Annotated in this window: 30 protein-coding genes and 1 pseudogene; 13 read left to right on the forward strand and 18 right to left on the reverse strand. The window is 67.6% G+C overall.

Annotated elements, in window-relative coordinates:
• Positions 1-123 precede the first annotated feature (123 nt).
• Positions 124-951, reverse strand: coding sequence for a sulfite exporter TauE/SafE family protein (locus tag BLW44_RS14755; RefSeq protein WP_082724566.1), 828 nt, complete (start codon positions 949-951; stop codon positions 124-126).
• A 150-nt stretch (positions 952-1,101) separates the two neighbouring features.
• Between BLW44_RS14755 and BLW44_RS14760 the strand changes: the two genes are divergently transcribed.
• From BLW44_RS14760 to BLW44_RS14780, 5 genes are all read left to right on the forward strand, one after another.
• The gene (locus BLW44_RS14760) at positions 1,102-2,250 is read left to right on the forward strand and encodes an ABC transporter substrate-binding protein (protein WP_060927400.1); all 1,149 of its coding nucleotides are present in this window, start codon (positions 1,102-1,104) and stop codon (positions 2,248-2,250) included.
• Positions 2,247-3,197, forward strand: coding sequence for an ABC transporter permease (locus tag BLW44_RS14765; RefSeq protein ID WP_139305292.1), 951 nt, complete (start codon positions 2,247-2,249; stop codon positions 3,195-3,197). The genes BLW44_RS14760 and BLW44_RS14765 overlap by 4 nt, the downstream gene beginning before the upstream one ends.
• Complete coding sequence (locus tag BLW44_RS14770; RefSeq protein WP_060927402.1) at positions 3,194-3,988, forward strand: ABC transporter permease; 795 nt, start codon at positions 3,194-3,196, stop codon at positions 3,986-3,988. The genes BLW44_RS14765 and BLW44_RS14770 overlap by 4 nt, the downstream gene beginning before the upstream one ends.
• Positions 3,985-5,064 carry an ABC transporter ATP-binding protein gene (locus BLW44_RS14775; RefSeq protein ID WP_060927403.1) on the forward strand — a complete coding sequence of 360 codons (1,080 nt, stop codon included), beginning with the start codon at positions 3,985-3,987 and terminating at the stop codon, positions 5,062-5,064. The genes BLW44_RS14770 and BLW44_RS14775 overlap by 4 nt, the downstream gene beginning before the upstream one ends.
• A gap of 88 nt (positions 5,065-5,152) precedes the next feature.
• Positions 5,153-5,329: a YegP family protein gene (locus tag BLW44_RS14780; protein ID WP_074731866.1), complete on the forward strand. Its 177-nt coding sequence runs from the start codon at positions 5,153-5,155 to the stop codon at positions 5,327-5,329.
• Positions 5,330-5,405: 76 nt separating this feature from the next.
• Here BLW44_RS14780 and BLW44_RS14785 read toward each other — a convergent pair whose 3' ends face one another.
• From BLW44_RS14785 to BLW44_RS14835, 11 genes are all read right to left on the reverse strand, one after another.
• Positions 5,406-6,161, reverse strand: coding sequence for an amino acid ABC transporter ATP-binding protein (locus BLW44_RS14785; RefSeq protein ID WP_060927404.1), 756 nt, complete (start codon positions 6,159-6,161; stop codon positions 5,406-5,408).
• Positions 6,158-6,955: an amino acid ABC transporter permease gene (locus BLW44_RS14790; RefSeq protein WP_060927405.1), complete on the reverse strand. Its 798-nt coding sequence runs from the start codon at positions 6,953-6,955 to the stop codon at positions 6,158-6,160. Before BLW44_RS14790 ends, BLW44_RS14785 begins: the two co-directional genes overlap by 4 nt.
• Positions 6,956-6,989: 34 nt before the next feature.
• The gene (locus tag BLW44_RS14795; protein WP_060927406.1) at positions 6,990-7,805 is read right to left on the reverse strand and encodes a basic amino acid ABC transporter substrate-binding protein; all 816 of its coding nucleotides are present in this window, start codon (positions 7,803-7,805) and stop codon (positions 6,990-6,992) included.
• Between the two features lie 149 nt (positions 7,806-7,954).
• Positions 7,955-8,254 (reverse strand): Dabb family protein, encoded by a 300-nt coding sequence (locus BLW44_RS14800; RefSeq protein WP_060927407.1) that lies wholly within the window; start codon positions 8,252-8,254, stop codon positions 7,955-7,957.
• On the reverse strand, positions 8,251-8,541 hold the full coding sequence (locus BLW44_RS14805) for a glutaredoxin family protein (protein ID WP_060927408.1): 291 nt from the start codon (positions 8,539-8,541) through the stop codon (positions 8,251-8,253). Before BLW44_RS14805 ends, BLW44_RS14800 begins: the two co-directional genes overlap by 4 nt.
• Complete coding sequence (locus BLW44_RS14810; protein ID WP_060927409.1) at positions 8,538-8,840, reverse strand: rhodanese-like domain-containing protein; 303 nt, start codon at positions 8,838-8,840, stop codon at positions 8,538-8,540. The genes BLW44_RS14805 and BLW44_RS14810 overlap by 4 nt, the downstream gene beginning before the upstream one ends.
• 81 nt (positions 8,841-8,921) lie before the next feature.
• Positions 8,922-9,020, reverse strand: a complete 99-nt coding sequence (locus tag BLW44_RS14815; RefSeq protein WP_003792170.1) for a 30S ribosomal protein bS22 — start codon at positions 9,018-9,020, stop codon at positions 8,922-8,924.
• 114 nt (positions 9,021-9,134) lie between these two features.
• Entirely contained in the window at positions 9,135-9,620 is a 486-nt protein-coding gene (locus BLW44_RS14820; protein WP_060927410.1) for a hypothetical protein, read from the reverse strand.
• A gap of 17 nt (positions 9,621-9,637) precedes the next feature.
• Complete coding sequence (locus tag BLW44_RS14825; RefSeq protein WP_042538977.1) at positions 9,638-9,829, reverse strand: helix-turn-helix domain-containing protein; 192 nt, start codon at positions 9,827-9,829, stop codon at positions 9,638-9,640.
• 76 nt (positions 9,830-9,905) lie between these two features.
• On the reverse strand, positions 9,906-10,835 hold the full coding sequence (locus BLW44_RS14830; RefSeq protein WP_060927411.1) for a cyclase family protein: 930 nt from the start codon (positions 10,833-10,835) through the stop codon (positions 9,906-9,908).
• Positions 10,836-10,862: 27 nt separating this feature from the next.
• Positions 10,863-11,795: a TetR/AcrR family transcriptional regulator gene (locus BLW44_RS14835; RefSeq protein ID WP_060927412.1), complete on the reverse strand. Its 933-nt coding sequence runs from the start codon at positions 11,793-11,795 to the stop codon at positions 10,863-10,865.
• Positions 11,796-11,896: 101 nt separating this feature from the next.
• On the opposite strand from BLW44_RS14835, the gene BLW44_RS14840 reads away from it, so the two are divergent.
• Together BLW44_RS14840 and BLW44_RS14845 are read left to right on the forward strand one after the other, a co-directional pair.
• A complete protein-coding gene (locus BLW44_RS14840; RefSeq protein ID WP_060927413.1) occupies positions 11,897-12,781 on the forward strand; it encodes an ATP-binding cassette domain-containing protein in 885 nt (294 codons plus the stop codon).
• A complete protein-coding gene (locus tag BLW44_RS14845) occupies positions 12,778-13,593 on the forward strand; it encodes an ABC transporter permease (RefSeq protein WP_082724564.1) in 816 nt (271 codons plus the stop codon). Before BLW44_RS14840 ends, BLW44_RS14845 begins: the two co-directional genes overlap by 4 nt.
• A gap of 211 nt (positions 13,594-13,804) precedes the next feature.
• On the opposite strand, the gene BLW44_RS14850 is transcribed toward BLW44_RS14845, so the two are convergent.
• Complete coding sequence (locus BLW44_RS14850) at positions 13,805-14,221, reverse strand: ArsR/SmtB family transcription factor (protein WP_060927432.1); 417 nt, start codon at positions 14,219-14,221, stop codon at positions 13,805-13,807.
• 106 nt (positions 14,222-14,327) lie between these two features.
• Here BLW44_RS14850 and BLW44_RS14855 point away from each other — a divergent pair, with 106 nt between their 5' ends.
• Both BLW44_RS14855 and BLW44_RS14860 read left to right on the forward strand, forming a co-directional pair.
• Positions 14,328-15,758 carry a TrkH family potassium uptake protein gene (locus BLW44_RS14855; protein WP_060927414.1) on the forward strand — a complete coding sequence of 477 codons (1,431 nt, stop codon included), beginning with the start codon at positions 14,328-14,330 and terminating at the stop codon, positions 15,756-15,758.
• Positions 15,751-16,422 (forward strand): potassium channel family protein, encoded by a 672-nt coding sequence (locus BLW44_RS14860; RefSeq protein WP_047520565.1) that lies wholly within the window; start codon positions 15,751-15,753, stop codon positions 16,420-16,422. Before BLW44_RS14855 ends, BLW44_RS14860 begins: the two co-directional genes overlap by 8 nt.
• 19 nt (positions 16,423-16,441) lie before the next feature.
• On the opposite strand, the gene BLW44_RS14865 is transcribed toward BLW44_RS14860, so the two are convergent.
• Positions 16,442-16,729 carry a DUF1905 domain-containing protein gene (locus tag BLW44_RS14865; RefSeq protein ID WP_060927433.1) on the reverse strand — a complete coding sequence of 96 codons (288 nt, stop codon included), beginning with the start codon at positions 16,727-16,729 and terminating at the stop codon, positions 16,442-16,444.
• A 1-nt stretch (position 16,730) separates the two neighbouring features.
• Entirely contained in the window at positions 16,731-17,570 is an 840-nt protein-coding gene (proC, locus tag BLW44_RS14870; RefSeq protein WP_060927415.1) for a pyrroline-5-carboxylate reductase, read from the reverse strand.
• Positions 17,571-17,630: 60 nt separating this feature from the next.
• On the opposite strand from proC, the gene BLW44_RS14875 reads away from it, so the two are divergent.
• Positions 17,631-18,602: a cation diffusion facilitator family transporter gene (locus tag BLW44_RS14875; protein ID WP_060927416.1), complete on the forward strand. Its 972-nt coding sequence runs from the start codon at positions 17,631-17,633 to the stop codon at positions 18,600-18,602.
• Between the two features lie 18 nt (positions 18,603-18,620).
• Here BLW44_RS14875 and tadA read toward each other — a convergent pair whose 3' ends face one another.
• Positions 18,621-19,076, reverse strand: a complete 456-nt coding sequence (gene tadA / locus BLW44_RS14880; RefSeq protein WP_060927417.1) for a tRNA adenosine(34) deaminase TadA — start codon at positions 19,074-19,076, stop codon at positions 18,621-18,623.
• 81 nt (positions 19,077-19,157) lie between these two features.
• On the opposite strand from tadA, the gene upp reads away from it, so the two are divergent.
• Positions 19,158-19,790 (forward strand): uracil phosphoribosyltransferase, encoded by a 633-nt coding sequence (gene upp, locus BLW44_RS14885; RefSeq protein WP_060927418.1) that lies wholly within the window; start codon positions 19,158-19,160, stop codon positions 19,788-19,790.
• A gap of 40 nt (positions 19,791-19,830) precedes the next feature.
• Here upp and BLW44_RS14890 read toward each other — a convergent pair.
• A pseudogene (locus BLW44_RS14890) lies at positions 19,831-20,771 on the reverse strand (LysR family transcriptional regulator).
• Between the two features lie 122 nt (positions 20,772-20,893).
• On the opposite strand from BLW44_RS14890, the gene BLW44_RS14895 reads away from it, so the two are divergent.
• Complete coding sequence (locus BLW44_RS14895; protein WP_060927420.1) at positions 20,894-21,877, forward strand: putative oxygenase MesX; 984 nt, start codon at positions 20,894-20,896, stop codon at positions 21,875-21,877.
• On the forward strand, positions 21,874-22,935 hold the full coding sequence (locus BLW44_RS14900) for a methionine synthase (RefSeq protein ID WP_060927421.1): 1,062 nt from the start codon (positions 21,874-21,876) through the stop codon (positions 22,933-22,935). The genes BLW44_RS14895 and BLW44_RS14900 overlap by 4 nt, the downstream gene beginning before the upstream one ends.
• 37 nt (positions 22,936-22,972) lie before the next feature.
• On the opposite strand, the gene BLW44_RS14905 is transcribed toward BLW44_RS14900, so the two are convergent.
• Complete coding sequence (locus BLW44_RS14905) at positions 22,973-23,740, reverse strand: GNAT family N-acetyltransferase (RefSeq protein ID WP_060927422.1); 768 nt, start codon at positions 23,738-23,740, stop codon at positions 22,973-22,975.
• Position 23,741 lies beyond the last annotated feature (1 nt).

A 23,741-nucleotide genomic window follows, 5' to 3' on the forward strand; every position in this document is an offset into this window, starting at 1 on the left:
CGTGTGCGGGCGTCGCGCGGTGTGCGCCACACAAGTCCGATTACGCTTCCGAAGTCCGGATTCGACCGATTCGGACGTGCGAGGCGCAATCGGACGTGCGAGGCGCACGACGGGGACGGATGCTCAGCGCAGCTGCGCGAGCGCCGGGGCGATGTTCTCGTTCCAGACGTCGACGCCGAGCTTCGCGATCAGCGCCACCACCACGACGAGGAACACCACCCGGATGAAGGTCGTGCCACGGGAGATCGCCATCCGCGAGCCGAGGTAGCTGCCGGCGACGTTCGCGACCGCGAGGATGCCGCCGAGCAGCCACAGCACCGCGCCGTGCGGGATGAAGAGCAGCAGAGCGCCGGTGTTCGTGGCGAGGTTGACGATCTTCGCCTTCGCACTCGCCTGGAGGAAGTCGTACCCCAGCAGGGCGACGAGTGAGATCACCAGGAACGTGCCGGTGCCTGGGCCGATGAGCCCGTCGTAGAACCCGATCACGAGTCCGGCGAGTCCCGCGGTGATGTGGTGCTTGTGACCGGTGAAGCGCAGTCGGGTCGCCGCGCCCATCTGCGGGCGGAACGCGGTGAACAGGGCGACGGCCAGCAGAGCGACCACGATGATCGGCTTGAAAGCCGCCGCGGGGAGGACGGTCGCGACCGCCGCACCGCCGAACGATCCGGCGAGCGCGATCGCGGCCATGGGCAGAGCGGTGCGGATGTCGGGTCTCGCCCGTCGGTAGTAGGTCACGCTGCTCGTGGCGGTGCCGAAGACTGAGGCGAGCTTGTTGGTGGCGAGGGCCTGAAGAGGTGAGATCCCCGGGATCAGCAGCAGCGCAGGGAGCTGCAGGAGGCCACCGCCGCCCACGACGGCGTCGATCCACCCGGCTGCGAACGCCGCGACGATCACGAGGATCAGGGTTCCCCAGGTGAGCTGCTCGAGCCCCAGCATCCCACCGATCTCCATCCGTCCAGGATGCCAGACTGGCAGCACCTGACCGGCCATGCCCCGGCCACCTCTCGTTCACCCGAGGCGGGATCGTCGGCAACCCGCGGCTCATAGTGTCCTCTCGCAACCCGACTCCGGCTCACGCTGCCGGACACCGAGAGGACCCTGATGACCAACTTCCACCGCCGCGCGCGCATCGGCGCCGGCATCGCCCTGTTCACCACCGCTGCGCTGGGCCTGACCGCGTGCGCCACGGGCGCGGAGACCCCCGCCGCCGGCAGCGACGAGGTCGATGCTGCGACCGCGACGTCCGTCGAGGACTTCGGCACCTTCGCCGAACTCGAGGAGGCCGCCAAGGCCGAAGGCCAGCTCAACGTGATCGCGCTTCCCCGCGACTGGGCGAACTACGGTGAGATCCTCGATCTCTTCGCGGAGAAGTACCCCGAGATCACGATCAACGAGGCATCCCCCGACGTATCGAGCGCCGAGGAGATCCAGGCCGCAAAGACGAACGAGGGCCTGGACACCGCGCCGGACGTGTTCGATCTCGGTCTCACCGTCGCGCTGCAGAACACCGATGTGTTCGCGCCGTACCAGGTGCAGACATGGGACGAGATCCCTGACGCCCTCAAGGAGCCGAGCGGCCTGTTCGTCGGCGACTACGGCGGATACATGTCGATCGGCTACGACTCGTCGAAGTTCGACGCCCCCGAGTCGCTCGACGACCTGAAGGATGCCGCCTACAAGGGCGCCGTCGCCATCAACGGCGATCCCACCCAGGCCGGCGCCGCCTTCGCGGCCGTAGGCCTCGCCACGGTGCAGTCGGACGGATCGCTCGACGACTTCCAGCCGGGCATCGACTTCTTCGCCGACCTGCAGAAGGCCGGCAACCTGCTCAAGGTCGACGTCACCACCGCGACAGTCGCGAGCGGCGAGACCCCGGTCGTCTTCGACTGGGACTACTTGAACGCGGCGCACGCCCAGGGCGACGATGGCAACAAGGACTGGAAGGTCGTCGTCCTCGACGGCACCGGCTACGCGGGCTACTACAACCAGGCGATCAACAAGGATGCCCCGAACCCGGCTGCCGCACGTCTGTGGCAGGAGTTCCTCTACAGCGACGAGGTCCAGAACCTGTGGCTCAAGGGCGGTGCACGCCCCGCGCGCATGGAGGCCATGACCGAGGCCGGCACGATCGACGCCGACCTCGCTGCCGCCCTCCCCGAGGTGCCCAGCGAGACGGTCGTCCCGACCGAGGAGCAGTCAACGAACGCCGGCACGCTGCTCGGCGAGAAGTGGGCAGCGGCGGTCCAGTGACCACTGCCACCGCTGCGGGGGCGGATGCCACGGCATCCGCCCCCGTCTCCCCCGCAGCGCACAGCGCTGGGCCCGCGACCACGTCGCGGGCCCAGCGCTCCGCGCCGTCCGTCGCCTGGCTCGGCCTGGTCCCCTTCGCCGCCTACGTCCTGCTCTTCCTCGCCGTCCCCACCGTCCTCGCCATCGGCTCGGGGTTCTTCACGAAGGACGGCACCTTCACGGGGGCGAACCTCTCGGCGCTCGGCGACCCCGTCGTCCTGACCACCTTCGCGAACTCCGCCGGCGTGTCATTGCTGACCGCCGTGGTCGGAGCGATCGTCGGCGCGCTCGTCTGCTACGCCCTGCTCGGCATGAACCCGGACGGCGTCGTGCGCTCGACTGTGGATGCCGCGGCCGGCGTCCTCGCCCAGTTCGGCGGCGTCATGCTCGCCTTCGCGTTCATCGCCACGATCGGCATCCAGGGCGTGCTCAAGCTGTTCCTCCAGGACGCCTTCGGGATCGACATCTTCGCAAACGGCACCTGGCTCTACGAGCTCCCCGGGCTGATCCTGCCGTACATCTACTTCCAGATCCCGCTCATGGTGATCACGTTCATGCCCGCCCTCGCCGCGCTGAAGCCGCAGTGGGCGGAGGCGAACCTCACGCTCGGCGGCACCCGTTCCAGCTTCTGGCTGCGGATCGGCATCCCTGTGCTCGCCCCCTCCTTCCTCGCCAGTCTGCTGCTGCTGTTCGCAAATGCGTTCTCGTCGTATGCCACCGCCGCCGCGCTCGCCAGCCAGGGGTCGCAGATCGTGCCACTGCAGATCCGCGCCGCTCTCACCAGCGAGACCGTCCTCGGGCGGGAGAACCTCGCCGGCGTGCTCGCGCTCGGCATGATCGTGATCGTCGGAGTGGTGATGGCCCTGTACTCGCTCATCCAGCGTCGGGCTGCGAGGTGGCAGTCGTGAACCGTCTCGGCCCCTCGGTCGCGACCCGGTGGATCATCGGCATCGTCGTCGGTGCGTTCTTCGCTATCCCGCTCGTCGCCACCTTCCTCTACACGCTCCGCGGCACCGACGGCGGGCTGTCGCTCGAGCGGTGGTTCGCGCTGTTCGACCCGGAGAAGTCCGCGGCCATCAAGCCGATCTGGACGGGGCTCGGCAACTCGCTGATCCTCGCCGTGGTGACCGTCGCGATCGTCCTCCTGCTGCTCGCCCCCACGATGATCCTCGTGAACCTGCGCTTCGCGAAGCTGAAGCCCGTGTTCGAGTTCGCGGTCCTGCTGCCGATCTCGATCCCCGCAATCGTGCTGGTCGTCGGCCTCGCCCCGATCTACCTGCAGATCGGGCGCGCACTGGGCACCGGCACCTGGACTCTGGCCTTCGCGTACGGCATCACCGTGCTGCCTTTCGCGTACCGCTCGATCCAGGCGTCGATCGACGCGGCCGACCTCCGCACGCTCGCCGAGGCCGCCCGCTCTCTCGGCGCCGGCTGGCCGACCGTCGTCCTGAAGGTGCTCGCCCCGAACCTCCGCCAGGGGCTGCTCGCGGCCTCGCTGATCTCGATCGCGGTCGTCCTCGGCGAGTTCACGATCGCCTCGCTGCTCAACCGTCAGGTGTTCCAGACGGCCATGCTCGTCGTCCAGAAGCAGGACCCGTACGCACCGGCGATCTTCACCCTGCTGGCCCTGCTGTTCGTCTTCCTCCTGCTCCTCCTCATCGGCCGCCTCGCCCGCGGCACCGGAAAGGCCCGCTCATGACCCTCCCCCAGACCGCCGACAACATGCTGCTCGCTGAAGCCGGCGAGGGCACCCGGGTGCAGCTGCAGGACATCGTGAAGAGCTACTCCGGCACCACAGTGCTGCACGGAGTCGACCTCGACATCGCCCCGGGCGAGTTCGTGTCACTGCTGGGCCCCTCCGGCTGCGGCAAGACGACGCTGCTGCGGGTGCTCGCCGGTCTCGAGGGGCTCGACAGCGGTGCGGTGCTCCTCGATGGCGGCGACGTGTCGCGGGTGCCGACGAACAAGCGCGACATCGGCATGGTGTTCCAGTCCTACTCGCTGTTCCCGCACCTGCGGGTGGCAGACAACACCGCCTTCGGCCTGCGTCGACGCGGTGTCGGCAAGGCGGAGGCGGCGAAGCGCGCGCTCGACGCTCTCGCTCTGGTCGGTCTCGCCGACTTCGCCGACCGCTATCCGCATCAGCTCTCGGGAGGGCAGCAGCAGCGCGTAGCCCTCGCCCGCGCGCTCGTGACCGAACCCAAGGTGCTGCTGCTCGACGAGCCGCTCTCGGCGCTCGACGCCAAGGTCAGGGTGCAGCTGCGCGATGAGATCCGCCGCATCCAGCTGCGCCTGGGCATCACCACGGTGTTCGTGACGCACGACCAGGAGGAGGCGCTGGCCGTCTCCGACCGGATCACGGTGATGAACTCGGGGCGGATCGAGCAGATCGGCACGCCGGAGCAGCTGTACACGACCCCCTCGACAGCCGGTGTCGCCGCATTCGTCGGCCTCTCCAGCGTCGTCTCCGGGGTCGCCGAGGGCGACCACGTCGTGGTGTGGGGGCAGCGCCTGCCGCTGCGCGCACCGGCCGACGGCCCCGTCGACGTCTACCTGCGCCCCGAGAACGTGCACTTCGCCTCGGAGGCGGATGCCGCGACCGACGCCCTCGTGCAGGAGAGCACGTTCCTGGGCAGCATGCGCCGCACACTCGTGCGCACCGAGTCCGGAGAGCTCGTGCGCCTGCAGCACGCGCCCGGCATCCATCCGGCCTTCGGCGACCGGGTACGCATCGCGGTCGCGCCGGAACCCGTGGCAGTGCATCCGCGCGGCTGAGTCGCCGCTCTATCCCCGGACCAGTACTCCGAGATACCGTAACCCTCGAGGGGTGACTTCCCTCGATCCGACAGCGAAGGGATGCCCCATGGCAGGCAAGTTCGAGTTGTTCACCGACAGTTCCGGTGGTCACCGGTTCCGTCTCAAGGCCGGCAACGGCGAGGTCATCGCGACGAGCGAGAGCTACACCACGAAGGCAGCGGCGCTGAACGGCGTCGACTCGGTCCGCCGCAACGCCGCGGACGCCGAGGTCGTCGAGGCCTGAGCATCTCCCGACACACCGAGACCCCCTCCTGCTGACTCAGCGGGAGGGGGTCTCGGTGTCATACAGGTCGTCCGGGTCAGAGCACCCTGGACAGGAAGTCCTGGGTCCGCGGATGCTGCGGATTGCCGATCACCTCGCGGGGATCACCTTCTTCGACGATGTGCCCGCCGTCCATGAAGATCAGTCGGGATCCGACCTCGCGCGCGAAACCCATCTCGTGGGTGACGACGAGCATCGTCATCCCCTCGTCCGCGAGTGAGCGCATGACCTGCAGCACCTCCCCGACGAGTTCGGGGTCGAGCGCTGAGGTGGGCTCGTCGAATAGCATCATGTCGGGGTTCATGCACAGTGCCCGTGCGATCGCGACGCGCTGCTGCTGCCCGCCGGAGAGGTGGCCGGGGAACGCATCCGCCTTCTCCGCGAGCCCCACGCGCCCGAGCATCTCGTGCGCGATCTTCGCCGCCTCCGCCTTCGAGCGCTTCTTCACGCGCTGCTGCGCGATCATCAGGTTGCCCATGACGTCGAGGTGCGGGAACAGGTTGAAGCTCTGGAACACCATGCCGATGCGGGTGCGCACGCGGTCGATGTCGACGTCGGGGTCGGTGATGTCGATGCCTTCGATGAGCACCTTGCCGCCCGTCGGCTCCTCGAGGAGGTTCACCGAGCGCAGGAGCGTCGACTTGCCCGATCCCGACGGCCCGATGATGCAGACGACCTCGCCCGCCGTGACGGTGAGGTCGATGCCCTTGAGCACCTCGTTGTCGCCGAAGCTCTTCACGAGCCCCTGCAGGTCGATCGCAGGAGCGTGGACATCAATCAGGTCGGTGATCATCGCTGCTTCGCCATCCGTCGTTCCAGCCACGCACTGAAGCGCGTGAGTGGGATCGTCACGATCAGGTACAGGACCGCCGCCATGATGAGCGGCGTCGCGTTGGTGTTCTGGGTGGCCGCGTCACGGGCGAAGTTGGTGAGCTCCTTCGACCAGATGAAGGTGCCCGCCACGAAGAGCAGCGAGGTGTCCTTCAGCAGCAGCACGAACTCGTTCGTCAGCGGCGGGATGATGATGCGGAATCCCTGCGGCACGATGATCCAGAACGTGGTCTTCATCGGCGACATACCCAGCGACCGAGCGGCCTCCGTCTGTCCCTTCGGGACCGCCTGGATGCCGGCGCGGATGGTCTCGGCCATGTACGCCGACGCCACCAGGATGAGACCGATCAGTCCGAGGACCACCGGTCCGCCGAGGTCACGCCCGGATATCCCCAGCGCGATCGGCAGGATGAAGGCCACGCCGAAGATCGTGAGGATCGCGGGCAGCCCGCGGAACAGCTCGATCCACGCCGTCGCGATCCACCGGAACGGTCCGATGCTCGACAGCTTCAGCAGCGCCAGGATGATGCCCAGCAGCAGCCCCGCGATGAACGCCACCGCGGTGAACCACAGCGTGTTCACGAGTGCGGTGGTGATGATCCCGGGGAACATCTTCGCCGCGATCTCGGGGTTGAAGAACAGCGGTCCGATCTTCGCCCAGTCGGTGCTGATCGCCGCCCAGACGACGATCGCGATCAGCACGGCATAGACGATGTACCGGTACAGCTTGCTTTTCGTGGTGCGCCTCAACGCCATTGTCAAGGTCTCCCTGCTCTACGTCGCTCGCCGATTACTTCGCGGTGAAGTACTCGTCGTAGATGGTCTGGTAGTCGCCGCTGTCGCGCAGATCCTGCAGCGCTCCGTCGATCGCCTCGCGCAGCGCATCCTTCTCGCCCTTCGCGAACGCGAAGCCGTACGACTCGCCAGTCTCGTACTCCTCGACGATCTTGTAGGCGCTGTCAGCCTTCTCGTGCTCGAGGTTCACCGGCTGGTCCTGCAGGATGGCGTCGATCTGGCCGGCCTGCATCGCGGGCCACAGCTCTCCGTCTGACGGGTACTGCACGAGCTCGGCGCCCTCGGCGTTCTCCGTGGCGTACGCCTCGCCCGTGGTGCCCTGCTGCACGCCGACGTTCTTGCCGGAGAGGTCGTCGATCGACTCGATGCCGGAGTCGGTGCGCACGAGCAGCGACTGGAGCGACTCGTAGTACGGCTCGGAGAAGTCGATGTTCGCCTTGCGCTCGTCGGTGATCGTCATCGCCGATGCACCCACGTCGCAGGTGCCCGCCGCGAGGGTCGTGCCCGACTGCAGCGCGTCGAATCCGACGTCCTGGACCGAGAGCTTGAGGTCGAGCTCCTTCGCGATCGCGTCGAGCAGGTCGATGTCGAATCCGGTGTAGCCCGTGCCGTTGTCGCCGCCCTCGAACTCGAACGGAGCGTAGGGGATGTCGGAGCAGACCGTGAGGGTGCCCGACTCGACGAGGTCGTACTCATCGCCGGCTGCCGGCTCTCCGGAGCCCGGGTTCCCGCCGCCCGTGGCGCAGCCGGCGAGGGCGAGGGTCACGGTCGCGGCGAGCGCGATCCCGGCGATGATGTTGCGACGCTGCATGTCAGCTCCTGAAAAGACGTGGGTGAGTTCCCAAGGACGGGTAGGTGAACATCTAAACATGCGCGGTCGCACCGAACATGCCGCGAGCCATCATCCGGGGATCACGTTTGTGTTGCAAGTGCGACGCGATATTACGGGCGTGTGACGACTCACACCTCGAAGTCGACGGCGACCCGGGATACGACGACTGAGCGCACGTAGGCCACGACCTCCTCGTGGGCCGGATGCACCTGGTACTCCTCCAGGGCGGCGATCGAGTCGAAGTCGGCCACCAGGGTCACGTCCCAGTTCGCGTCAGGATAGGCGACGTTCGCACCGGCGGAGATCGAGCGCAGCTGCGGCACCACTCCGTCGAGGGCGGTCAGGCGCCGCGCGACCTCGGCCGCCTGCTCTGCGCGTTCTGCCTGGTCCTCTGCGGCGAGCTTCCAGCTGACGACGTGCCTGATCATCGCGACTCCTTCTCCAGTGCGTCCTGCTGGACCGCGTCGACGAGGGCATCGCGCAGCCGGTCGGCCGACAGACGCCAGTGGGCATGCAGCTCGCCGTCGATGAGGACGACCGGGATCTTCTCCCACCACAGCTCGTACAGTGCGGGGTCGTCCTGGATGGACGCCTCGACGATCTCGATCCGCTCAGCCGCCGCATCCGGCAGCTCGGCGACCACCGCGTCGATGATCTCCGACGCGACGTCGCACAGGTGACAGTCGGGCTTGCCGATGAGGGTCAGCGTGGTCACGCCGACGGCACCTCGACATCGCGCCCCTGGGCGATCCACTCGCCGGTGCCGCCTTCGACGTTCGTCGCGTCGTAGCCGCGGGTCTCGAGCGCCTCGACGACGCGAGCGGACCGGCCGCCGGCCTGGCAGATCACGTCGAACGCCTCAGCAGGCAGCTCTTCGAGGCGGTTGCCGATCTCGGACATCGGGATGTTCACGGCACCCGGTACGTGGCCGACGGCGAACTCGTGCGCCTCGCGCACGTCGATGAGCGGGATGTTCGAGCGCTCGGCGAGCTCGGTGACGGTGATCGACTTCATGGCATGCTCCTGCGACGACGGGAAACCTGGGGGTAGAGACACAAAGCGCCCGTCCGGAGACAGGCGCTCGTGTCTGGCCGCTTACTTCTTGTTGCGGCGCTGGTGGCGAGTCTTGCGAAGCAGCTTGCGGTGCTTCTTCTTCGCCATGCGCTTGCGGCGCTTCTTGATGACAGAACCCACGGAAACCTCACTAAGTCAGGGGCTGGGCGTCGCACGGTGGCGGACACCCGGGTACGGGCAAGGAAAAATGCCTCGGATCAGTCTAGCAAACCACAGAGGCCCCGCCGCACGCGATCAGTCTTCGACCTGTTCGGTGACGAGGTACCGCCACACCAGGGCGTGCCCGAGGGCCACGAGGGTGATGAGGAGCAGCGCCTCGACCTGGATCGGTGCGAGCCCGAGCGGAGTCGCGATCTGCGGGAACACGCCGATCACCGCGGTGGCGGTGTAGACCAAGATCGTGCCGGCCTGCGTCCAGCGCACGGCGCGGGTCGTGCCGTCACCGCGCGAGCGCGAGACGAGGCGGAGCATGGACACGCCGCCGACGACGGCGATGACGACGAAGGGTGCACGCCAGAGGATCGGATTCTCGGTGCCGCCCACCTGCGCGAACAGCCCCATGAGCGCAGGCAGCAGGAAGGAGAGGTAGATGCCGCCGATCGTGCGGCGCATCGAGGGATCGCTCGACCAGTCGCGACGCGCGCGCACCACGTTCCACCAGAGACCGGTGAGCGCGAAGCACGTCGTGGAGAAGAGGGCGTAGAACGTGCTGACGTCCACGATCTTCTCCTGGGTGATCAGCCGACGTCGGCGATGGGACGCTGCAGTGCGTCGGCGACGGCGGACTCGGGCACGCGGAAGCTGCGTCCGAAGCGGATGGCGGGAAGCTCGCCGGCGTGCACCATCCGGTACACGGTCATCTTGGATACGCGCATCAGCTCGGCGACCTCAGCCACCGTCAGGAACCGCACGTCAGGCACCTCGGGCATCCCACGTACCCCTTTCTCGATTGAGCACACTCTATGGGGTAGCTGGGACGCGTGTAAACCCGTGTGACCTGTGTGATCAGCGAGGATCCCCGACGGTCGCGAACGCTCGCACCGGGAACGTGCCGAATCCATGCACCGCAGGAGGAGCCGCCGTGAACCGCGCGCCGCGGGCGGGCACGTCGGCGAGGCGGGTCAGGTGCTCGACGACATGGACGCCTGCGGCGAGCAGGATGCTGTGCGCTGGCCGTTCGCCCCCGCTCTCCGTGTCATCGATGTTGAGCGAGTCGATCCCCACCAGCGCGACTCCGGCGTCGACGAGGAATCGCGCACCCGCCTCGGTCAGGAACGGCGCCCCGTGCCCGTACTCCGGGGTCCCGAAGAACCGGCTCCACCCCGTGTCCAGCAGCACGGCGGCTCCGCGCAGGTCGCGATCCGCGAGGGTGGCCGCGTCGATCCCCCGCCGTTCCTGGCTCCACGCATCCTGCAGATGGAAGACCTCCGCCGGGAGCCCGACCAGCGTGGCGAGGTCGAGGGATGCGAGGTCGCCGCCCTCCGCATAGCGGTGGAACGGCGCATCCAGATACGTGCCCGTGTTGCCGATCATCGTGATGATGTCCATCGCGAACTCGGTGCCGGGGGCGTACTTCGCCCGTGAGGCCTCGCGCGTGAGATGCGAGGTGATCGTCGGCGCAGGCAGGCCCGGGTAGGTCACCAGGCCCGCTTCGATGGGGTGGCTCAGATCGATCACTCTCGATGCCTGCCGAGCCGGGGCATCGACGCCACGGCTCCCGCGGTGCGGTTCCTCGACGACCCGCAGGTTCGTCAGCTCGACGGAGCTGACCAGAGCGAGGCCGAGGTGGTGCACGAGCAGCGTCCCGATCTCATCCGCCCCGAGCTCGGGCCGCGGCAGGTCGAGACGAAAGGCGTCTCCACTCAGCCCACCCCCGTTCGCGAACGAGATCGTGAAGTCGAAGTGCGCGCGGTGCTCGGCGGATGCGGTGGTCATCCCCTCATCATGCCGCTGCTGCCCCTGTCATCGGGCGGAGCGGGACTTCGCCTGTCTCTCTCGAGCCTCGCGCAGCGCCTGACGCTCGATCTTGTGCGCCGCACGCAGGGCCTTCTCGGCTTCGCGCACCGCCTTCTGCGCCTCCTTGAGGCGTCGATCGCCGGCGAGCTCGACGGGATCCAGCGCGATCCACTCGTCGCTCACCTCGTGCGAGGCTCCTCCGGCGAGCGCCTCGATGTATGCCGCGACACCGTCGAGGAGACGATCCACACCGAATCGGAACGGATCGGCAGGCGAGGTGAAGACCCCGTCATCGATCGCACGGCGCAGCGCCGGGAACTCGTCCACCGTGATGACGCGGTCGTACAGCTCGGACTCCCTGACGGCGACCTCGTCGGCGCTGAGACCGGTGCCCCTGGACTGCTCCGTGTAGCCCGCCTGCACGATGCCGCACCATCGGGCGTCGCCGGTCACCGCGAGGGCCACCGCCATGCGCTCCTCGGCGGACAGCGGCGTCTCCTCCAGGGCGGCGAGGCTCGCATCGAGCCAGGCCGAACTGTTCGGCGTGATCGGCGAGCCGGTGATGGGCAGCGAGAGGATCCACGGGTGGCGCTGATAGAGCAGCACCTGCTCGGCGTAGAGCGCGAGCAGCTTCGGCCGCCAGCCCTCCCGTTCCCGATGCGATTCGGGAGGCAGGCCCGTCGCCTGCTCCTGCATCAGAAGCAGGAGATCGTCCTTCGCGCTCACATAGCGGTAGAGCGACATGGGCGTGAACCCCAACGCCGAAGCCACCGCGGCCATCGAGACGGCGCCGATGCCCTCGGCATCCGCCAATTCGACCGCGGCATCGACGATGCGCTCGACGCTCATCTCGCGCTTCGGTCCACGCTGCGGATTGGCGGCCACGCCCCAGGCGAGCGCGATCCCTCGAGGCAGTTCGGGTGGCTCGTTGTCGATCACCTGTCCAGTGTACTTCTGTTTATGTAGTAAACAGTGTGTTATGGTCATACACAATTGAGTATGACGCACACAGTTTTTACTCGATCAATACGAAGGGACACATGATGGAGACGGCCATCGAGATTCGCGGGCTGCGCAAGGCCTTCGCGACGAAGGTGGTGGTCGATGACCTCGACTTCACGGTCCGGCGCGGCGAGGTCTTCGCGCTGCTCGGGCCCAACGGAGCGGGCAAGACCACCACGATCAACATCCTCACCACCCTCGTCACCCCGGACGCCGGAGTGGCCAGAGTCCTGGGCTACGACACCCGGACCGAGACGGCGGAGATCCAACGCCGCATCAGTCTCACCGGTCAGTCCGCCGCCGTGGACGATGCCCTGACGGGCCTGGAGAACGTCGTCATGTTCGCGAGACTGGCGGGCCTGAACCGGGCCGAGTCCGCACGTCGGGCGACGGAGCTCCTCACCCGCTTCGACCTGACGGAGGCCGCGACGAGAGCGGTGCGCACTTACTCCGGCGGGATGCGGCGCCGACTCGATCTCGCCCTCAGCTTCGTCGTCACACCGGAGGTGCTGTTCCTCGACGAACCCACCACCGGGCTCGACACCCGCAGCAGGAGAGACCTCTGGGACCTCATTCGCACGGTCGCCGCAACCGGCACGACCGTGTTCCTGACGACCCAGTACCTGGAGGAGGCCGACCAGCTCGCCGACCGGATCGCGGTGCTCCACGGAGGCAGGATCGCCGCCCTCGGCACCCCCGCCGAGCTCAAGGCCAGGGTGGGCGGTGACACGGTCGAGCTCCATGACGCGCAGGGAGAACTCACCCGTGAGATCCCCACGGACGGCAGTGTCGCCGATCTGCGGCGGGCCCTCGACCTGCTCGACGAAGAAGGGCTCGACGGCGTCGTGACACTACGACGTCCGACGCTCGACGACGTCTTCCTCGCAGTCACCGCTTCACCTCGCATCCAGGAGATCGCATGAGCACCGCAGCCGTCATCCCGTCCCTCGCGCCGTCGGCTGCCCCGCCACGGCCCCGCCTCCGCGGGTTGACCGCCGAGTCCGTCTTCGTCGGCCGCAGCCTGCGTCACTCGCTGCGTGACGGCGAATCGCTGCTCATGGCGATCCTGCTCCCGGTGATGCTCATGCTGATGTTCACCTGGGTCTTCGGCGGCGCGATCGATCCCTCCGGCGCCTACGTCGACTACGTGGTGCCGGGGATCATCCTCACGTGCGCCGGCTTCGGCGCATCCTCGACCGCCGTCTACGTCGCCAACGACATGCGCACCGGCATCATCGACCGCTTCCGGACGATGCCTCTGCGCGCCAGCGCGGTACTCACCGGCCATGTGGTCGCGAGCCTGCTGCGCAACCTCGTCGCGACGACGATCGTCATCGGCGTCGGCATCCTCGTCGGCTTCCGCCCCGAGGCCTCGCTCGGGCAGTGGGTGGCCCTCGCCGGGCTGATCGCGCTGTACATCCTGGCGATCACCTACCTCTTCGCGGCGATCGGCCTCGCCGCGGGCTCACCCGAGGGAGCGAACGGCTACGGATTCGTGCTGCTGTTCCTTCCCTATCTGTCGAGCGCTTTCGTCCCGGTGGCGAGTATGCCGGACTGGCTGCAGCCGGTCGCAGCCCATCAGCCGATCACCCCGATCGTCGATACGATCCGGGGGCTCCTCACGACCGCACCACTGGATGCCGCGCCATGGGCCGTCGGATGGTGCCTTGCGATCCTCGTCTTCGCCGTGCTCTGGGGCACCTGGCTCTTCCGCCGCAAGGCCGGGCGGCGCTGAGCCCCGATCGAGCTGCGGCGCACCACCGGACTCAGCGGAGACATAGGACGTATGCCGCAGTTGCCCAGACTGGTCTGGGACGGTGAGCAGACGGCTCACGATGGCACCATCCGGGTCGCGCGGGCGTGGGGCCCGCGGCCTCGCCCCTGACGACTGCCCCCCGAATCGTCAGGGGCGACGTGCGTCCGGCATCAGTGGCATCGAGCCGGCTTCAGCCGCCGAGCCTCTTGAACGCATTGGCGACGACGTGCTTGGCCGACGCCGCCGCACGTCCGACGACCTCCGCCGCATGGGCGGCGCCGTCCGGCAGCGGGAGTCCCGGGTAGTCGATGTCCGGGGCGTCGTCACCGTAGGCATCCATGAGGAACGGCACGAGCCAGTCGTCGACGGAACCGAGCGGCTCGACCTCGAGGCTGTAGAAACGGCGTTGTCCGTCTTCGCGCACGCTGACGAGTTCGGCCTCGCGCAACACCTTCAGATGCTTCGAGACCGTCGGCTGGCTGATGCCCAGATCGGCGACGATCTGGCTGACGCTCGTGCCGGCATCCCCTTCGGTGGTGCGACGCAGGAGGAGCTGGAGGATGTCTCGCCTCGTACCGTCTGCGATCACGTCGAAGATGTCCGTCATGTGATCAGGGTAGTCGTCCCCGGCACGGAGTACCATGACGAAGGCTCGGCGAACGGCGTCGTGCAGTCGCGACCACGCGGCGAGTGGGAGAGCGAAGGGGGACGCGATGTCGGGCATCGTTTCGGCGTCGTCTCCTCGACAGCGGCTCCAGAACGCCGCGTCCTGGGGCAAGCACATCATCACGTCGTCGCCCTCGCGCTTCGCGATCGTGATCTTCGCGCTCCTCATCCTGGTCTTCACGGTGCTGCTGTCACTTCCGATCGCGTCGGCGGACCGCACCGTCACTCCCCTGGCCGACGCCCTCTTCACGGCCGTCTCGACCATCTGCGTCACAGGACTGTCGACCGTCGACATGGCGACCCACTGGTCGCCCTTCGGCCATGTACTGGTCTTCATCGGAGTGAACATCGGTGCTCTGGGTGTCCTCACGCTCGCATCGCTGATGGGGATGCTGATCTCCAAGCGACTGGGACTGCGCGCCAAGCTCCTGGCCGCGGGTGACACGAACCCCCTCCGTGCGCACGGAGGTGTGGTCAACGAGAGCCAGACCGTGCGACTGGGCGAGGTCGGCCAGCTCCTGACGACGGTCGCCGTCTCGGCGCTGATCATCGAAGGCGTGCTGGCCGTGCTGCTCTACCCCGCTCTCGTGATGGCCGGTGTCGAGCCGATCGCCGCCCTGTGGGAGGCCCCGTACTTCGCCGCGATGGCGTTCACCAACACCGGGTTCGCCCCGAACGCGGGCGGCGTCGCGGTGTTCGCGGACGACTACCTCGTGCTGACGCTGCTGATGGTCGGCGTGTTCCTCGGGAGCATCGGCTTCCCGGTGATCTACACGCTCGCCAAGCATGTCTGGCACGTGAAGAAGTGGTCGCTGCACACCAAACTCACCCTCGTCACCACCGTGCTGCTGTTCGTGCTCGGCGCCGCCGTCTTCCTCATCCTCGAGTACGCCAACCCCAAGACCTTCGGGTCGATGGATGCGGCCGACACCACGTTCCAGGCCTTCTTCCTCTCGGCGATGACCCGCTCCGGCGGCTTCAACGTGATCGAGATGGACGACCTGAACGGCTCGTCCCTGCTCGCCGCGAGCATGCTCATGTTCGTCGGCGGCGGCTCGGCCTCGACGGCCGGCGGCATCAAGGTCACCACCCTGGCCGTGCTCGCGATCGCCGTGTGGTCGGAGGCGAAGGGCCGCCAGTCCGTCGAGGCCTTCGGCCGCCGCATCCCCAGCGACGTGCAGCGCGTCGCCCTGAGCGTCGTCGCGTGGGGAGCCACGATCGTGGCGCTCTCGACGATCATCATCGCCCAGATCACGAAGGCCGACATCAGCCATGTGCTCTTCGACGTCATCTCGGCCTTCGCCACCGTGGGGCTCTCCACCGGGCTGACCGCCGAGCTGCCGGACGCCGGCTCCTACGTCCTCGCCGTCACCATCTTCATGGGGCGCGTTGGTACAGTGACTCTCGCCGCGGCGGTCGCCGCGACATCGCGAACGCAGTACTACTCACTGCCCGTGGAAAGGCCGATCGTTGGTTGAAGTCCTCCGGGGCGACGCTCCCGTCCTCGTCATCGGTCTCGGCCGGTTCGGTGCCGCCTGCGCGGGCGAACTCGACCGTCTCGACCGCGAGGTGCTCGCGATCGACGACAACCTCGAGCTCGTGCAGAAGTGGTCGGACCGCGTCACCCACACCGTGCAGGCCGATGCCAAGAACATCGACGCCCTCCGGCAGATCGGCGCCCAGGACTTCCAGGTCGCCGTCGTGGCGGTCGGTTCGTCGATCGAGGCATCCGTCCTGATCACCGCGAACCTCGTCGACCTCAAGGTCCCGCAGATCTGGGCCAAGGCCGTCTCGCAATCGCACGGCAAGATCCTCGCCCGCGTCGGTGCCAACCACGTCATCTACCCCGAGCGCGAGGCCGGAGAGCGCGTCGCGCACCTCGTCTCCGGCCGGATGCTGGACTTCATCCGCTTCGACGACGATTTCGTGCTCGCCAAGATGTACCCGCCCAAGTTCATCCGCGGCGTCGGCCTCAACGAGTCCGGTGTGCGGAGCAAGTACAAGGTGACGGTCGTCGGCGTGAAGAGCCCGGGCAAGCCGTTCCGCTACGCGGAGGCCAACACGATCGTCACGAACCACGACCTGATCATCGTCTCGGGCACCAACAGCGACATCGAGCGCTTCGCCGCCCTCGATCGCTGAGATCGCACGCGGGCGGTTCTCAGGCGTCGACGTCGAGGACGATCTCCACGTCGTCGTCCACGCCGATCTCCTCGCGGTCCTGCAGCGCCTTCTTGATCGGGACGATGTAGCCGCCGTCCTTCGGCCAGAGCGCCGTGGTGACCGTGGTGCTGCCGATCGTGACGGATGCCGGGATCATGCCCCACCCGTAGGTGACGACGCCGGCGACCTCGCCGATCATCTCGCTCTCGGCCGGCGGCACGGTGACGAAGTGGAACGGCGCGGGCCCGCGCCAGTACCAGATCTCCCCCGAGAACCGCAGCTGCATGTCAGGCGCCGGCCGCGAGTTCCCGGGCGCGGGCGAGCGCCGCATCCGCCGCTTCCGCGAACGTGCGATCGAGGTGCGCGTCCTGCAGCACGGCGACGGCGCGCTCGGTCGTGCCCTTGGGACTCGTGACCCGACGACGCAGTTCAGACGGCTCCTCCCCGGAGGCGTCGAGCAGGGCGGTGGCGCCGATGAAGGTCTGCTCCACCATCAGCCGCGCATCGGCGACGCTGAATCCCATGCCGACGGCCGCCTTCGTGAGCTCCTCGATGAGGAGGTAGACGTAGGCGGGACCTGAGCCGGAGATGGTGGACAGCGCATCGATCTGCGATTCCGGCACCTCGACCACCGCTCCGACGGTCTGGAACAGGCGGTGCACGAGCGCGACGTCGTCGGGGGTCGCGGCAGCGCCGGCCGCGAGACCGGTCATGCCCTTGCCGACGGTCGACGGGGTGTTCGGCATCGAGCGGATGACGCGGACCTCAGCGCCCAGGTTGTCGGCGAACGTCTGCAGGGTGACGCCGGCCGCGAGGCTGACGACGATCGCGTCGTCAGCCAGTGACGGAGCGATCTCCCGCAGCAGATCGGGCACCATCGCGGGCTTGACGCCGACCAGCACGATCCGCGCCTGCGCAGCCGCTTCGGTGTTGCCGTCGGGTGTGTCGGAGAGCGCGATGCTCGTGACGCCCTCGAGTTCGGAGAAGGCAGCCGCCTTCTCGGCGGTGCGGTTGGTCGCCGTGATGCCGCCGTCGACGCGGATACCCGACGCCACCACTCCGCGGAGGATCGCTCCCCCCATGGAACCGGCACCGAGGAACGCGAGGGCGGGGAGAGAATCAGCCATGTCGTCATCCTACGGCGGGCTCTTCCGGTGTCGACGGGCGAGCAGATCTAGACTCGACGCATGAGTGCATCCGGCGGCAGCAAGGCGATCATCGCGGCATTCCTGGCGAACCTGGGCATCGCCCTGGCGAAGTTCCTCGCCTGGGCGCTCTCGGGTTCCGCGTCGATGCTCGCCGAGGCGATCCACTCGGTCGCCGACTCCGGCAACCAGCTCCTCCTCATGCTCGGCGGCCGCAAGGCGAAGCGCGAGGCGGACAGGTCGCACCCCTTCGGGTACGGCCGGGAGCGCTACGTCTACGCGTTCGTCGTGTCGATCATCCTGTTCTCCGTCGGCGGACTCTTCGCGATCTACGAGGCGATCGACAAGCTCACCCACCCGCACGAGCTCGACAAGACCTGGTGGTGGCTGCCGATCGTCGTGCTCGTGGTGGCGATCGGGCTCGAGTCGTTCTCGCTGCGCACCGCCGTCAGGGAGAGCAACCTGGTGCGGGACCGCGACCAGTCGTGGGTGTCCTTCGTGCGCCGGGCGAAGGCCCCCGAGCTCCCCGTCGTGCTGCTCGAGGACGTCGGGGCCCTCACCGGACTCACGTTCGCACTGCTCGGCGTCGGACTCACCATCATCACCGGCAACCCGCTCTTCGATGCGCTCGGCACTCTGATGATCGGCATCCTGCTCGTGCTCATCGCCATCGTGCTCGGGGTGGAGACCAAGAGCCTCCTCGTCGGAGAGGGAGCGACCCAGGCCGACCACGACCGGATCGTCGACGCCATCAACGCGGGTGACGAGATCGAGAAGATCATCCACATGAAGACCCTGTACCTCGGGCCGGATGAGCTGATGGTCGCCGCCAAGATCGCGCTCAGCGCCGACAAGCCGCTGCGCGAGGCCGCTGACGACATCGACGCCATCGAAGGTCGCATCCGCGAGGCCCTGCCGATCGCGCGCGTGATCTACATCGAGCCGGACGTGTACCGTCCGTCCCTCGATCCCGAGCCCTCGACGGACGTCTTCGTACTCAAGTCCTCGGACTGAGTCGGCGCGGGCTCCGCGTCAGCGACGGCGCTCGAAGAAGTCTCGGAGCAGGGCTCCGGCGGCATCCGCCTCGACGCCGCCGATCACCTCCGCGCGGTACGGCAGACGTCGATCGCGGAGCACGTCGTACATCGAGCCGGCAGCCCCCGCCTTGTCGTCCCAGGCGCCGAACACGACCCGACTGATCCGCGCCTGCAGGATCGCGCCGGCGCACATGACACAGGGTTCCAGGGTCACCACGAGCGTGTGGCCCTCGAGGTTCCAGGAGCCGACAATCGCGGCCGCCGCTCGCAGAGCTGCGATCTCGGCGTGCCCGGTCGGATCATGCGTCGCCTCGCGGTCGTTGCGTCCTTCGCCTACCTGCATCCCCTGAGCGTCCAGCACCACAGCCCCCACGGGGATCTCCGAGGCCTGTGCCGCGTCGGCTGCCAGCTCGAGAGCTCGACGCATCGCGACACGATCGGAGGGCTTCATGCGTCGAGCCTACGACAGCGGCTGCGGTGTCCTTCCGCAGTCGATGTCGTGCCGGAGCCGTCCGCCCATTAGCCTGTATCCATGCGTGTCCACGTCGCCGACCACCCTCTCGTCACCCACAAGCTCTCGGTACTGCGCGACCACCGCACACCGTCGCCGGTCTTCCGCCAGCTGACCGAGGAGCTCGTGACACTTCTCGCGTACGAGGCGACCCGCAACGTGAAGGTCAGCCCGGTCGAGATCACGACCCCGGTCACCACGACCATGGGCGTGAAGATCTCTGAGCCGCGCCCGATCGTCGTACCGATCCTGCGCGCCGGCCTCGGCATGCTCGAGGGTCTCGTGAAGCTGCTCCCCACCGCTGAGGTCGGCTTCCTCGGCATGGTCCGAGACGAGACCACGTTCGAGCCCACGACGTATGCCGAGCGCCTGCCTGACGACCTCAGCGACCGCCAGTGCTTCGCGATCGACCCGATGCTGGCGACCGGTGGCTCTCTGGCCGCAGCCATCCAGTTCCTCTTCGACCGCGGAGCCAAGGATGTCACGGCGATCTGCCTGCTCGGGACGCCCGAGGGACTCGCTGCCATCGAGGCGCTCGTCGGGGATCGCGACGTGACGATCGTGCTCGGTGCGCTCGATGAGCGACTCAATGAGAAGGGCTACATCGTGCCCGGCCTCGGTGACGCCGGGGATCGCCTCTACGGCACCGTCTGACGCTCGATCGCGTGCGCCTCCCAGCCACGCGGGTGGCGCGCTAGTCGAGCAGCGCGACGCCGAACCCTGCGACGACGTCGCGCACCTCGTCGAGGTACCGCTGCGCCTGCTCCGTGAGCGGGATGGCCGAGCGTCCGATCCAGCCGATCTCGATCCGCTCGTCGACGTCGAGAGGTACCGCCACGATCTCGGGGTCGAGGTCGTCGCTGATGATGCCGGTGGAGATGGTGTAGCCGTCGAGTCCGATCATCAGGTTGAAGATCGTCGCGCGGTCGGAGACCCGGATCTCCCGCGCACTGGAGAGGGTCGAGAGGATCTCCTCGGCGAAGTAGAACGAGTTGTTGGCCCCCTGATCGAAGGTGAGCCGCGGCAGACCCACGAGGTCGTCCAGGGTCGCGCGCTCGCGGGAGGCGAGCGCGTTCCGCCGCGAGACGAAGATGTGCGGTTCGGCGACGAAGAGCGGATGGAAGGCGAGACCGGAATCCCGCAGCAGCTTGTCCAGCACATTCCGGTTGAAGTCGTTGCGGAAGAGGATGCCGAGCTCGCTGCGCAGCGTCCGCACGTCCTCGATGATGTCCCAGGTGCGAGTCTCCCGAAGGGAGAACTCGTACTCGGCGGCGCTGGATCGCTTGACCATCCGCACGAAGGCGTCGACGGCGAACGAGTAGTGCTGCGTCGAGACGCCGAGCAGACGGCGGGAGGGGGTCTGCCCAGATAGCGCTGCTCGAGAAGCTCGGCCTGCTCGACGATCTGCCGGGCATACCCCAGGAACTCGGTGCCGTCGGTGGTCAGCGTGACTCCTCGGGCCGATCGGGTCAGAAGGGATCGTCCGACCCGCGTCTCCAGGTCCTTCATGGCCGCAGACATCGTGGGCTGTGCGACGTAGAGCACGTCGGCCGCCGCGGTGATCGATCCTTCCGCCGCCACTTCGATGAAGTACTGGAGCTGCTGCAGCGTGATCCCGCTCGGTCGCCTGGCCATAGGAGAAGGCTATATCAGTTCATAGCGGAGCCGAATTACCCGATGACCCTGCTCTCCCTGCACGATGAGAACACCGCACTCCCGAGGCCAGTCGGCCTCTCCCTTCCCGGATTGGCCCCCTCATGGCGAACGAGATCACGTTCAGCATCACCACCACGCGCTTCGACGAGGACTACGCACCGTCGGACAGCTCGCGGATCACGACGAACTTCGCCAACCTCGCGCGCGGGGAACATCGCCGGCAGAACCTCCGCAACGCGCTGGCCATGATCGATCACCGCTTCAACGATCTCGCGCCCGGCGATGACCCCCGGCGGTACACCGTCGAGCTCGACATCGTCTCGGTGCATCTGCGGTTCTCCGACGGTGAGGACCGGGAGTTCCCCGTCCTCGAGATGCTCGATATCCACATCCTCGACCGGCTCACCGGAGAGCGCCACCAGGGCATCGTGGGGAACAACTTCTCCTCCTACCTCCGCGATTACGACTTCAGCGTGCTCCTGCCCGCAGCGAACGCGGGCTCGACCGGATTCACGACTCCGGATGACTTCGGTGTGCTGCACGGCAAGCTCTTCCAGCACTTCCTCGAGTCGGACGCGTACCAGGCTCGGTTCTCGAGCCTGCCCGTGATCTGCATCAGCGTCTCCACCAGCAGGACCTACCGCCGTACCGGGAACCACCACCCGGTGCTCGGCATCGAGTACGTCCAGGACTCCTTCTCGCTCACCGACGAGTACTTCGGGAAGATGGGACTCCAGGTGCGGTACTTCATGCCGCGTGGCAGTGCCGCCCCGCTCGCCTTCTATTTCCGCGGCGACCTGCTGAGCGACTACTCCGACCTGCAGCTCATCGGGACCATCAGCACGATGGAGACGTTCCAGAAGATCTACCGACCCGAGATCTACAACGCGAACGCGCAGGCGGAGAGCGTCTACCGTCCGAGCCTGGCGCATGAAGACTTCCGGCACACTGAGATCACCTATGACCGTGAGGAGCGCAGCCGTCTCGCGGTGACGCAGGGACGCTTCGCGGACGAGCACTTCGTCACGCCGCACCGGCGCGTGCTGGACCAGTGGGCCGCCTCCTACCCCGCTCCTGTCCGATGACCGGCGGTGCATCCACGGCCTCGCGTCGACTGCTTCCCACGTCGATCGTCGGGAGCCTCCCGAAGCCGTCCTGGCTCGCACGGCCCGAGGTGCTCTGGTCACCCTGGGAGTTGGAGGGCGACGAGCTCGTCGAGGGCAAGCAGGATGCGCTGCGCACGGCCGTTCACGAGCAGCGCCGCCGCGGCATCGACATCGTGAGCGACGGCGAGCAGACACGCCAGCACTTCGTGACCACCTTCATCGAGCACCTCGACGGCGTCGACTTCGAGAATCGCGAGACGGTCCGCATCCGCGACCGCTACGACGCGAGCGTGCCCACGGTGGTGGGGGCCGTCAGCCGTCGTCAGCCTGTGTTCGTGGAGGATGCCGCGTTCCTGCGCGCGCAGACCGATCAGCCCATCAAGTGGGCGCTGCCCGGCCCGATGACGATGATCGACACCCTGTCCGACCGTCACTACCGCAGCCCTGAGAGGCTCGCCTGGGAGTTCGCGACGATCCTCAATCAGGAGGCGAGAGAGCTCGAAGCCGCAGGGGTCGACATCATCCAGTTCGACGAGCCCGCGTTCAACGTGTTCTTCGACGAGATGAAGGACTGGGGCATCGCCGCTCTGGAGCGCGCTGTCGAGGGGCTGAGCGCAGAGACCGCCGTCCACATCTGCTACGGATACGGGATCAAGGCGAACACCGACTGGAAGGCGACGCTGGGCTCGGAGTGGCGGCAGTATGAGAAGTCCTTCCCGCTGCTCCAGAAGTCCTCGATCGACATCGTCTCGCTGGAGAGTCATCGGTCTCACGTGCCGATGGATCTCATCGAGCTGATCCGCGGCAAGAAGGTGATGCTGGGGGCGATCGATGTCGCGAGCAAGGAGATCGAGACCCCGGACGAGGTGGCTGACACACTTCGTCGCGCGCTCGAATTCGTGGATGCGGATCTGCTCATCCCGAGCTCGAACTGCGGCATGGCACCGCTTCCGAGGCGGGTCGCGCTCGACAAGCTCAGCGCACTGTCAGCCGGGGCACGGATCGTCCGCGCGGAGCTCGGCCACAGCGCCGACTGATCCTCGCGCTCCCATCGCGTCCGATTCGCCGTCGCGCTCACACCGTCAGGCGGTACCCCCGCTCGTCTCCGTAGTGTGTGAAACCGGCCCTCGCGAGGATCGGCGCCGACGTCGCGGTGCGTCCTTTGACGAGTGCGGTGGTCGCCCCGTAGGAGGCACTCACGCGGAGCCGCTCGGCGAGGACAGCACGGTAGGCACCGCGCCCCCGTGCCTCTGGGAGGGTGGCTGCACCCCACAGACGCGTGAACCCGTCGACGATCGTGCAGCCGCCGGTGCTGACAGCACGGCCATCGAGCCGGGCGAGCACTCGCACCTGCGTGCCGGCGGTGAGAGCCGCCGCGACCTCCGCGTGCTCCACGCGCAGGCCGTCCTCGTCGAGCGGACGTTGCTGCCAGACCGGGACGTTGATCGCATCGACCTCGCGCACCTGCTCGAGCGTGGTGACGACCTCTGCAGTCGCCCCGTGGGGGACGCCGAGGTCTGCGCCCTCGACCCGACGAGCGAAGACCGCGACCGTGTCGACATGCTCGGCACCGCGCCGCCGCAGCTCCTCTTCGAGGTCGGGTCGGTCGGCGGCGTTCGTCCAGAATCGGAACTCGCTCTCGCCCCACGCTCTTGTACGCTCGAGCGCGCGATCCACGACCGTCACCGGGTCGGCATCCGAGTTCACGCGAGAACCGCGTACTCCCCCTCCGAACCGCTCGGGGTACCGCACCAGCTGCAGGTCGCCCTCATGATGGTCGCTGTCTCGGGGAAACCAGACCCACGCCGCCGAGGCGCGCAGGATGTCGTCTGTCGTATGCATC

Origin of the sequence: Microbacterium hydrocarbonoxydans (assembly GCF_900105205.1) — a bacterium.
Classification (GTDB): Bacteria; Actinomycetota; Actinomycetes; order Actinomycetales; family Microbacteriaceae; genus Microbacterium; species Microbacterium hydrocarbonoxydans.